The organism is Alphaproteobacteria bacterium (assembly GCA_035625915.1).
Taxonomy (GTDB): domain Bacteria; phylum Pseudomonadota; class Alphaproteobacteria; order JACZXZ01; family JACZXZ01; genus DATDHA01.
Genome location: DASPOR010000062.1, coordinates 1 through 11,222 on the forward strand (window position 1 = coordinate 1; position 11,222 = coordinate 11,222).

Annotated in this window: 11 protein-coding genes; 7 read left to right on the plus strand and 4 right to left on the minus strand. The window is 60.5% G+C overall.

The genetic code is table 11. The features are described 5' to 3' along the window. The 3 genes from VEJ16_05655 to VEJ16_05665 form a co-directional block, all read left to right on the plus strand. Positions 1–471: N-formylglutamate amidohydrolase (locus VEJ16_05655; protein HYB09133.1), on the plus strand; the 471-nt coding region annotated here is incomplete at its 5' end. 10 nt (positions 472–481) lie between these two features. Continuing rightward, on the plus strand, positions 482–1,048 hold the full coding sequence (locus VEJ16_05660) for a GNAT family N-acetyltransferase (GenBank protein ID HYB09134.1): 567 nt from the start codon (positions 482–484) through the stop codon (positions 1,046–1,048). Between the two features lie 324 nt (positions 1,049–1,372). Then, positions 1,373–2,068 (plus strand): transglycosylase SLT domain-containing protein, encoded by a 696-nt coding sequence (locus tag VEJ16_05665; GenBank protein ID HYB09135.1) that lies wholly within the window; start codon positions 1,373–1,375, stop codon positions 2,066–2,068. Between the two features lie 49 nt (positions 2,069–2,117). Here VEJ16_05665 and VEJ16_05670 read toward each other — a convergent pair whose 3' ends face one another. The 4 genes from VEJ16_05670 to hutI form a co-directional block, all read right to left on the minus strand. After that, positions 2,118–2,894, minus strand: a complete 777-nt coding sequence (locus VEJ16_05670) for an ABC transporter ATP-binding protein (protein ID HYB09136.1) — start codon at positions 2,892–2,894, stop codon at positions 2,118–2,120. 20 nt (positions 2,895–2,914) lie between these two features. Beyond that, positions 2,915–3,637 (minus strand): ABC transporter permease, encoded by a 723-nt coding sequence (locus VEJ16_05675; GenBank protein HYB09137.1) that lies wholly within the window; start codon positions 3,635–3,637, stop codon positions 2,915–2,917. Between the two features lie 77 nt (positions 3,638–3,714). Beyond that, positions 3,715–4,701, minus strand: a complete 987-nt coding sequence (locus tag VEJ16_05680) for an ABC transporter substrate-binding protein (GenBank protein ID HYB09138.1) — start codon at positions 4,699–4,701, stop codon at positions 3,715–3,717. A gap of 324 nt (positions 4,702–5,025) precedes the next feature. Continuing rightward, positions 5,026–6,258 carry an imidazolonepropionase gene (hutI, locus tag VEJ16_05685; protein ID HYB09139.1) on the minus strand — a complete coding sequence of 411 codons (1,233 nt, stop codon included), beginning with the start codon at positions 6,256–6,258 and terminating at the stop codon, positions 5,026–5,028. An 80-nt stretch (positions 6,259–6,338) separates the two neighbouring features. Between hutI and VEJ16_05690 the strand changes: the two genes are divergently transcribed. The 4 genes from VEJ16_05690 to VEJ16_05705 all read left to right on the plus strand — a co-directional run. Beyond that, positions 6,339–7,745: a formimidoylglutamate deiminase gene (locus VEJ16_05690; protein ID HYB09140.1), complete on the plus strand. Its 1,407-nt coding sequence runs from the start codon at positions 6,339–6,341 to the stop codon at positions 7,743–7,745. A gap of 25 nt (positions 7,746–7,770) precedes the next feature. Continuing rightward, a complete protein-coding gene (gene hutU, locus VEJ16_05695; protein HYB09141.1) occupies positions 7,771–9,486 on the plus strand; it encodes a urocanate hydratase in 1,716 nt (571 codons plus the stop codon). 317 nt (positions 9,487–9,803) lie between these two features. Then, positions 9,804–10,937, plus strand: coding sequence for an MlaE family lipid ABC transporter permease subunit (locus VEJ16_05700; protein ID HYB09142.1), 1,134 nt, complete (start codon positions 9,804–9,806; stop codon positions 10,935–10,937). 14 nt (positions 10,938–10,951) lie between these two features. Next, positions 10,952–11,222 (plus strand): ATP-binding cassette domain-containing protein (locus VEJ16_05705; protein ID HYB09143.1); only part of this gene is annotated, 271 nt, incomplete at its 3' end.

Genomic DNA, 11,222 nt, shown 5'->3' on the forward strand with positions numbered 1-11,222 from the left:
GCGCTTCACCGAATCAATGAACTCTATCGACCATACCACATGGCACTCAAACGCCTCGTCGATTCTACCGCTGAGAGTTTCGGTGTCGCGGTCCTGATCGATTGCCACTCGATGCCGTCCGTGGGCGGCCCAATGGACGAGGACGCCGGGCGACGGCGCTTCGACATGGTTTTGGGAGATCGCCACGGAACAGCGTGTGCCCCGGCCTTGATCGATGCCGTCGAGCGATTCCTTGGCAACGAAGGATTCGAGGTTGTGCGCAATAATCCTTACGCTGGCGGGTTCACGACGCAGCATTACGGCTCGCCGGCAAGCGGTGTCCACGCCCTTCAGATCGAGATCAACCGGGCACTCTACATGGACGAAGCAAGGATTAAGCGTAACTCGGGCCTGCCCAGGATCGCGGATTGCATGAAGGCCCTTGCGGCCCACCTCCGCGCCCGGCTTCCAGCAATGCTCGTTGCCGATTGAAGGTCGAGCGATGAACGTTTCTTCGCCAGAGCCGACCGCGCAAGCGTTTCCCGACATTCTCGTGCGCGACGTGCGCGGCGCCGATATGGAGACGATCCAGGGGATCTACAGTCACCATGTGCTTCACGGGTATTCTTCGTTCGAGGAAGTGCCGCCCGACCGCGATGAGTTGTCGGCCAGATGCGCGGAGATTCTCAAACGCGGCCTGCCCTACATTGTAGCGGAGCGTCGCGGAGAAATTGTTGGCTATGCTTACGCAGGACAGTATCGCGTCCGATCGGCCTATCGCTATACCATCGAGGACTCCGTCTATGTCGACCGCAATTCCCTGCGCCAAGGCATCGGACGGACGCTCCTTCGCGTCCTCATCGAGCGCTGCAGGACGCTCGGCTATCGCCAAATGATCGCCGTCATTGGCGATGCCGGCCAGTCGAGCTCGGTCGCCGCACATATGGCAATGGGCTTCGAGCAAGTCGGGCGCCTGCCTTCGATTGGTTACAAGCTCGGCCGTTGGGTGGACATCGTGCTCATGCAGCGCGCCCTCGGTCCGGGCGGCACAACACCGCCCGAGCCTTAGTGTCGAGCATCAGCGGAGCTCATGAGAAAGAAGGGCCGCGCAAATGCGCGGCCCAAGTGTAGGGAGGAAACGCCCAAAGAGGGCATGCGACACGCCCCACCAAACGGTGAAACGCATTGCCGCAATGCACAATACATCAGATGTACCGGAAAAAATCAAACCAAATTTTTTAATTCATTGATTCAACATAATTTTGAGGAGAACAACCGCTCGGCCGATCCACCAGCTCGGCATCGGAAAGTTCGCCGCTGCCGCGCTGCAGCATAACGTGCAATACGCGCCGCGGATTCTTGCTGGCACGCCGATTGCGAATTTCCCGGCGCCATGGATGCACGCCGGAAAATTTTGCCGATCGTCTTGAGGGCCATTGGTCTAGCGAGTTCGATCGTCCTGTCGCTTGGCTGGGGTGCAGCACAAGCGAAGTCCGCACCCGAGGCCGGCTGGCCGTCGCAAGTCTGCGGGATGGTCATCGCCGCAGCCGAGGAAGCGCTCGACATTCCCAGCCAGCTTCTTGCCGCGATCGCACGCGTCGAATCAGGGAGGTGGTTGCCGGGCAAACAGGCAAATTATGCCTGGCCGTGGACCGTCACCGCGGGTGGGGAAGGGCACTACTATCCGACCAAGGCAGAAGCCATTGCGGCGGTGATCCAGCTCCACGCGCAAGGAATCACGAACATTGACGTTGGCTGCCTGCAAGTGAACCTCCAATATCATCCGCGCGCGTTCAAGTCGCTCGACGCAGCGTTCGACCCCATGGAAAACACGATTTACGCCGCGAACCTGCTCAAGACTCTTCATAATGGAGGGTTCGATTGGACAGATGCCGTCGCCCGCTATCATTCGGCAAGCCCTTCGGCCCGGTTACCTTACGTCAGTAAAGTGAGCCAGCTCTGGCGCGATGAGCACCGCCGCAAGGCGCTTGCCGATCACGAGAGACTACGCCGCCAAATACTCGACGCAGCGACAGAGGAAGCCCATCTCGAGGACGGCGAAACAGGGACAACCGAAGACCCGCGCTAGGTTCGAGCAAGCTCGACGGGGATTGGGTACGGACGGGCTAGTCTAGCGCTCAACCCATCGCGCGCACGGCCTCTTCGTGAATGAGCGCCATGATGCGGCCCTTGGTTCCGATAAAGGTTCCGGACGTGAGCAAGTCGACCGAGCGCGGGCGGGGAATGTCGATCGCCACCATCTCCTTGATCCGCCCAGGTCGCGCGGTCATCACATAGACTCGGTCGCCCAGCAGAATCGCCTCGTCGATGTCGTGGGTGATGAAAAGCACCGTCTTTTGCGAACGTTGCCAGATATTGAGCAGAAGCTCCTGCATGAGCGAGCGGGTCTGGCTATCGAGCGCACCGAACGGCTCGTCCATCAAAAGAATTTCAGGATCGTTGGCGAGTGCGCGGGCGAGTGCTACGCGTTGCATCATCCCGCCCGAGAGCTGCTTCGGATAGGAATTCTCGAAGGCCTCGAGCCCGACCTGGGCGATGAATGTTCTTGCAATTCGCGTGCGGCTCGCCGCATCGATCCCGGCGACCTCGAGGCCGAATTCAACATTGCGTCGAACCGTGAGCCAGGGAAAGAGGGTGTAGGACTGGAACACCATTCCCCGGTCCTTTCCGGGCCTGGTTACTTTTTTGCCGTCTAGCTCTATGGAACCTGCACTGGGCGAAGCGAGACCGGCGACGAGGCGCAAAAGGCTCGACTTGCCGCAACCGGAAGGGCCGACAATGACGGCGAACTCCTTTTCCCTCACGCCAAGGGATATTCCCTCAAGTGCGGTGACGGGATCGGCCCCTCGGGGTGCAAACCGCAGGGTGACGTCGTCGATTCGAAGGTTTGCCATGATCCCCGACAACCGGCCGTTCAAACGTTCATGGCCCAGGGCAGAAGCCGATTTCGAAAAACTTTGAACAGCTTGTCCGTGAGCAGCCCCAGAAGACCGATGACCACGATGCCGAGAAAAATCTGGTCGGTGAAAAGCCCCCGCAACGAGCTGAGTATGAAGTACCCGAGGCCCTTATTGGCGGCGACCAGCTCGGCCACCACCAGATATGTCCATGCCCAACCGAGTGTTACCCGCAATGTGTCCATCACACCCGGCATCGTCGCGGGGATGAGAACGCGACTGACGACCGTGCGCCTGCCCGCGCCGAGCGTATAGGACACGTCCAGAAGATCGCTCGAGACGCCGCGCGAGACGTCGGCGACCAGGACGACCTGCTGGAAAAATGTGCCGATGAATATGACCGCGATTTTCTCCTCGACTCCGATTCCGACCCAAAGAATGAGGAGCGGGATGAGGGCCGAAACCGGGAGGTACCGAACGAAGTTCGTCACCGGTTCGATCGCGGCCTCGACCACTCTGAAGCTCCCCATGAGAATGCCAAGCGGTACCGCGAGGATCGACGCCAGGATGAAGCCGGACATGATCTCACCGACGCTGACCGCTGTATTGGTCAACAGAGAACCATCGCCAACGCCGTTGATTCCCGCGACAAAGACGGCGACCGGTGTGGGCAGGAAATCCTCCCGCACCAGCCCGCTATAGGCCAGGAAGAACCAGATGAGGACGATCGACCCAACCATTATCGCGCTTACCGAAAGGTAAGCACGTCGCGGAATCTCCTTTTTGGGTGTTGCGTACGCGTCGAGCAGCGATCGCATCAGCCGTTGACGAAGCTGTCGTTGATCAATTCGTCGGGCGTGACCTTGACCTGTAGCTTGCCGTGGCTCGACCACACGTCGATTGCTTTCTCGACGGTCCGATAAATGGGGCCTGGGTTCGTCTTCGTGCCAAAAAACGCCTTGTTGTCATCGCCGCCGAAGAATTTGATGCCCGACAAGGATTCCTTGAAGTCCTTCGGATCCTTGAGCCATCCGCCAACGCCTTTCGCCATGATGGCGATCGACTCGTCGGGGTTCGCCCGATAATAGGCGACGGCCTCGTTCCACGATTTCACGATCGCCTCGACCTCTTTTCGGTGCGAATTGACCCAAGCGGTCTTGGCAACCACCACGTCCGTGATCAGGCCCGGCGTGGTCGAGCTATCGACCAAAAGATGTCCGTGATCGCTCGCCTTGCCCTTGCTGAGCCACGGCTCCCACGTGACCGCCGCGTCGACCCGCTTCGAAACGAAGGCGCTACCCGCATCGCCCGCGGTCATGTTCACGGTCTGAAGGTCGGATTCCCTGAGCCCTGCGTTGGCAAGCAGGACATCGAGATAGAACTGGGAGATCGAGCCCTCGTTGACCGCCACCCTCTTGCCTTTGAGGCCTGCAATCGACGTGATGTCCTTGTTGGCGACGATGCCGTCGCCGCCATTCGAATCGTCGATCGCGACCACGTACTGGAAGTCTGTCGCCTTCTTCAAATAAAGGGGTGCGGTGACCACCGTGCTCGCGATCAACTGAACCTTGTCGGCCATCATTGTCGGAAAGCTTTCCTTCGGATCCTCAATGACGATCAATTCGACGTCGACGCCGTTTTCTTTGAAGATGCCTTTTTGCTGCGCGATGTAGAGCGGGCCGTAGCCGACCCAAGTCGAATGAGCGATCCTGATCGTTTCGGCAGACGCCGACGCGGTTGCGATGAAGCCGCCAAAGACCGCCCCGCACGCAAGGACCAACAACATATCGAGACGTTTCCGCATGAATGCATGCCTCCAAATCGGGCCGCTACCCGCATCGCGCGTCGTGCGTGCGCGTTGCATGTGCCAGCACGGACAAAGCTCTAGAAATCGAATTCGGCCTCGGCAACGACTGACGCGACTTGCCGCAGGCAATTCTCCTCAGCGCGGAGAGATTATTGTTACGCGCGACAAGTTCGCAAGTAAAAACTTCGCGATACGCAAGAGTACGGTAATTATGTTTATGAGCTCAAACTACTAAAGGGGCGGGATATAAAAGATTCGCCCAAATTAGGAATAATAGAGACCAATAATTCTCGACAGCGATAAAATTTTTACAACCCTCGGCTAAATTAGAGCACGAGGATTTCCGTCTTTCACAACAGCGATACAGGGATTGTTCCCCAGCCAATAAGCAAGCTCGGCCGGATGATCGATTTGCCAAACCGCCATATCGGCGCGCATGCCTACGGCAAGCCGACCGCGATCTTGCCCCAGTCCGAGTGCCGTCGCCCCGGAACGCGTGACGCCCGCAAGCGCTTCTTCCGGCGTCATCCGAAAGAGCGTGCAGGCGAGATTGAGCATCAGCAACAATGAAAGTGCGGGTGACGACCCGGGGTTGCAATCGGAGGCGAGTGCGATTGGCACATTGTGACGCCGGAGCGCATCGAGGGGCGGATGTTGACGCTCCCGCAGGTAATAGAATGCGCCGGGCAGCAACACAGCGACGGTCTTCGAGGCGCTCAGCGCTTCCACTCCGGCCTCGGAGGTATATTCCAAATGGTCGGCGGAAAGCGCCTTGAAACGGGCGGCGAGCGCAGCACCACCGAGATCGGAGAGCTGATCGGCGTGGAGCTTGATCGGAAGCCCGTGGGACCGCGCCGACTCGAATACGGCGGCGGTTTCTTCAGGCGTGAATGCGATCTTCTCGCAAAATGCGTCGGCGGCGTCGGCGAGCCGCTCGCTCGCGACGGCGGGAATCATGTCGCGGCAGACCAACGCTACATAATCGCGCTGCCGTCCTTCGTACTCGGGAGGCACTGCATGGGCGCCGAGAAACGTGGTGACAATGTCGAGCGCCAGGTCGCGACCGAGTCTACGGGCGACGCGCAACATTTTGATCTCATGCTCCGTCGAAAGGCCGTAGCCGGACTTGATTTCGAGCGTGGTAACGCCTTCCGCCATCGAGCGTGCAATCCGTCCCCTGGCCGCGCGATAAAGTTCGTCTTCGCTGGCAGCGCGCGTCGCAGCGACGGTCGAGCGGATTCCGCCTCCTGCCCGTGCGATCTCTTCGTAGCTTGCCCCCTTTAGGCGCAGCTCGAATTCGTGGGCCCTATTGCCGCCAAAGACAATGTGCGTGTGACAGTCTACGAGGCCGGGCGTGATCCAGGCATGCTTGCAATCGATCACCTCTCGCGCCAGATCCTCCGGTCGGCCGGGGAGGCTGCTGCGCGCACCGGCGAAAGCGATCCGGCCGCCTGCCGCCGCGATCGCGCCATCGCGCACGATTCCGTAAGGACTTCCCTCGGGCTCCATCGTCGCGACGCTTGCGTTGATCCAGATCCTGTCCCACTTCGCCATCGAACTCGGCCTCCATCCGCGCTGAGCGAGCTTCCCTCTACCTTCGCAAGCGTCTAATTTAAGGTTCGGCCTGGGAAATCGTGAAAGAAATCGTCACCGTGGCGGCGACCAAGATACTTCACGCGAAATCGGCTCTTCTGCCGGTTGGTTGGGCTCAAAACCTCCGCATCGAAGTCGATGGTGGCGGCACAATCGCTGCCGTGGGACCGGTTCGCGCCGGCGAAAGTAGTGCCCATGAGACGTTTGGCCTCGTGCTCCCCGGTATTCCCAATCTTCATTGCCACGCCTTCCAGCGCGCGATGGCGGGCTTGGCGGAGCGGGCCGGCCCGACGGGCGACGATTTCTGGAGCTGGCGAGAAGTGATGTATCGCTTCCTCGATCGCCTCACCCCCGAGGAGATCGAAGCGATCGCAGCACAGCTTTATCTCGAAATGCTGAAGGCGGGCTATACGTCGGTTGCCGAATTCCATTATCTCCACAACGATCCGACGGGGGCCGCGTTCGCCAATCCCGCCGAGCTTTCCGAACGCGTCGCCGCCGGTGCTGGAAGGGCGGGCATTCGCCTGACGCTCCTCCCCGTGCTCTATCAAACGGGGAACTTCGGCGGGCTGCCGCCTAACCCCGGCCAACGCCGCTTTGTCAAGGAGACGGACGCGTTTGCCGATCTCCTCGAGCGCGTGGCAAAGCTCGCGCATGACACTCGGGCATTCCGCCTTGGACTTGCGCCGCATTCCTTGCGCGCCGTTCCTCCCGAGTCGCTCCATGCCGCTGTTTCGATAATCGACCGCATCGATCCGACGGCCCCGATCCACATCCATGCCGCCGAACAGGAAAAAGAAGTGCGCGACTGCATTGCATGGAGCGGGACACGGCCTGTGCGCTGGCTGCTCGACAATGCCCATATCGATGGTCGGTGGGTCCTCGTTCACGCAACCCACATCGAGCACGACGAGCGCCAACGACTTGCCCGCTCGGGTGCGGTTGCCGGACTCTGCCCGACCACGGAAGGAAACCTTGGCGACGGCCTCTTCCCCTTGCGCGACTATCTTTCCGAAGAGGGGCGATTCGGCATCGGCACTGACAGCAACATTGTCGTCGATCCGGCGGAGGAGCTTCGCTGGTTGCACTACGGCCAGCGGCTCTCGCGGGAACGGCGTAGCCTCGAGATCGACCCGCCTGGCACCTCGCTCGGAACGCGGCTTTGGCATCACTCGATCGCGGGAGGGGCGCAGGCGCTCGGCCAGGCGATTGGTGGCCTGGCGGTCGGCAATCAAGCCGATTTGCTCGTTATCGACGAGGAGCATCCCGCTCTCGTCGGCCGTGTCGGAGATTTGGCACTCGACAGCCTCGTCTTCTCGAGTGCGCGCGGTGCTGTGCGGCACGTGATGGTCGGCGGGCACTGGGTCGTGCGCGACCACCACCACGGGGATGAGGATCGCATCACAAATGCCTATCGCCGCGTGGCACAAAGTCTCGCACGGGCGTGAGGCTGACCGGGCAGTGGAGGTTTCAATGGGATCGGCAAAGCAGCAGCAAGACGTCGGCCGCGTCGATAACACGCGCCGCATCAAAGCGCCGCGCGGCTCCGTGCTCTCCGCACGCTCCTGGCAGACCGAAGCGCCCCTTCGCATGCTCATGAACAACCTCGACCCCGAGGTCGCTGAACGCCCGGAGGAGCTCGTGGTCTATGGTGGCATCGGGCGCGCGGCGCGCGATTGGCGGTGTTTCGACCGCATCGTCGAGGTGCTCAAGAACTTGCGCGAAGACCAGACCTTGCTCGTCCAATCGGGCAAGCCCGTCGGTGTTTTCGAGACGCATGCGGATGCGCCGCGTGTATTGATCGCCAATTCGAATCTCGTCGGGCACTGGAACGACTGGACGCATTTCAACGAACTCGATAAAGCCGGACTTATGATGTACGGCCAAATGACCGCGGGCTCCTGGATCTACATTGGAAGCCAGGGCATCGTGCAAGGCACTTATGAAACCTTTGCAGAGATGGGACGCCGGCATTACCACGGCAAGCTCGCCGGTCGTTGGGTCCTCACGGCTGGACTCGGCGGCATGGGTGGAGCACAGCCCCTTGCGGCGACCATGGCGGGAGCATCGATGCTTGCGATCGAATGTCAGCCAAGCCGCATTGAGAAGCGAATCGAGACGCGCTACCTCGACCGCTGGACCAAGGATTTGGAACAAGCGCTCGATATCGTTGCCGACGCTTCAGCGCGCGGGCAAGCCGTATCGGTCGGACTGCTTGGCAATGCGGGCGAGATCGTGCCCGAGCTTGCGCGGCGCGCTGCTGCCGGAGAACGCCGCTGCCGCCCCGACGCGGTAACCGACCAAACAAGCGCTCACGATCCGATCAATGGCTATCTGCCCATCGGGTGGAGCCTCCCGGAATGGGAGGAAAAGCGACGAAGCGATCCTCGAGCGGTCGAAGTCGCCGCGCGCCGCTCAATGACCGAGCATGTGCGCGGCATGCTCGAATTTCATCATATGGGTATTCCAACCTTCGACTATGGCAATAACATACGACAGGTGGCCAAGGAGGAAGGCCTGGCCGACGCATTCGATTTTCCCGGTTTCGTCCCGGCCTACATTCGCCCGCAATTCTGCCGCGGGGTGGGACCGTTCCGATGGGCGGCCCTATCCGGAAAAGCAGAGGACATCTACAAGACCGACGCCAAGGTCAAAACGCTCATCCCGGACGACCGGCATCTCCATAACTGGCTCGACATGGCCCGAGCGCGAATCAAATTCCAGGGACTGCCGGCCCGCATCTGCTGGCTCGGCCTCGGCGCGCGGGCGATGGTTGGTCTTGCCTTCAATGAAATGGTCGCAAGCGGTGAGCTTGAAGCACCCATCGTGATCGGGCGGGATCACCTCGATTCCGGCTCGGTTGCCAGTCCCAATCGGGAAACGGAAGGAATGCGCGATGGCTCCGATGCGGTTGCGGATTGGCCGCTTCTAAACGCGCTTCTCAACTGTGCGAGCGGGGCGACCTGGGTTTCGATTCATAATGGCGGCGGAACCGGCATCGGCTATTCGCAACACGCCGGTATGGTGATTGTCTGCGATGGCACCGAAGCCGCAGCCCAGCGCTTGAGGCGCGTGCTGACCAATGACCCCGCGAGTGGGGTCATGCGTCACGCCGATGCTGGTTATGACGAAGCGATTGCTTGCGCACGCGAGCACGATCTCAACCTGCCAATGATGTATCAGCGATAGATTGGCAGCATTGAAATATCGAGACATATCAGGCCTTAGGGTATTTTTGTTTCGAACACATTCGACTTATAATGCGACCGGTTAATGTGGCCGGCGCGAAAAGAAGATGCGGGTCGGCGCCTCGCACGAGGGACTGAATGTCAGGGGGCAGGTTGCTGAACGGCGCGAGCCATCATCAGCCGATCGCGGGCACCGTCATGCCGCGGTTTTTAGGCCCGTCCACGTCCATCGACGTTCTTGCGGAGGCGCGCGACCCAGCACCGGCGAGGGTGATAGCCGCGGCGACAGAATGACCGCGGAGTAATGGCAGGAGCGGGATGACCGAGGCTGACGGCTGGTTCAAGGCAACGCGCGAGGGAGACCGCCTCGTTTTCGCGGCGGGCGGGCGGTGGACCATTCCGTCGCTTGCGGCGCTTGACGCGCCGTTGCACGCGCTCTCACCCGGTGCCGTGCGAGAAGTGCTCATGGACCTCGCAGCCCTCGAGCGGCTCGATACTGCGGGTGCCGTGGTGCTCCACCGCACGTCAAAGAAATTTGCCAAGGACGGCATACAGGTGCGACTCGCGGGCCTTCGGCCCGAATTCGAAAACCTCCTGACCCAGGCTGAGCATGCCGACAAAGCCCGCGAGCCTGAAGCGCAACACGCGAATCCCTTCCTCCGTTTCGTCGCCGAGGTCGGCGAGGACGTGATCGACGTGGCGCACCAGGCGGCGAGCCTCCTGAGCTTTTACGGCCTTCTTTGCATCACCACGGTGCGCAGCATTCGCCATCCAAGCCGCATCCGTCTTGTCTCGATCGTCAGCCATATGCAGCGCACAGGCTTCGATGCGATGCCGATCGTTGGCATGCTGAGCTTCCTCATCGGGGTCGTCATCACCTTTCAAGGTGCCGATCAATTGCGCAAGTTCGGCGCCGAAGTTTTCGTGGTCAATCTCCTCGGCATCTCGATTCTGCGCGAAATGGCTATCCTCGTGACTTCCATCGTGGTCGCCGGTCGCTCGGGCAGCGCCTTCACCGCCGAAATCGGAACGATGAAGGTGAACGAGGAAGTGGATGCGATGGTGACCATCGGCCTCGACCCGATGGAGATTCTTGTCCTCCCGCGCGTCTACGCGCTGATGGTGACGCTCCCGCTTCTTACCTTTTACGCCGACATTATGGGGCTCGTCGGCGGTTGCATCATGTCGATGACGACACTCAACCTAAGCCTCGCCCAATTTCTCAGTCAGCTCCAAGCGGCGGTGTCGATCACCCACTTCTGGATCGGCCTTGTGAAGGCCCCAGTCTTTGCCTTCGTGATCGCCATGGTCGGTTGTTACGAGGGGCTGAACGTCGCGCGAAGCGCTGAGAGCGTGGGAAGGCTTACGACACGTTCGGTCGTCAAATCGATCTTTCTCGTTATCGTGCTCGATGCGGCGTTTTCAATCCTCTTTTCCGTTCTCCACATTTGAAGTCCGGGATCACCATGCAGTCGATCGCTCTCGAAACGACGCCCAAGCACCCCGGAAACGACATTGCGATCATTCGCGTCCACGACCTTGTCAATCGTTTCGGCGCGCAGACCGTGCATGACGGACTCAATCTCGAGGTCAGGGCGGGCGAGGTGATCGGCATCGTCGGCGGCTCCGGCACCGGCAAGTCGGTCCTTCTGAGGACGATTATCGGGCTCAACAGGCCTGTGGCGGGAACGATCGAGGTATTCGGCCAGGCATTGCGGAAACTGGACGACGCCGCAT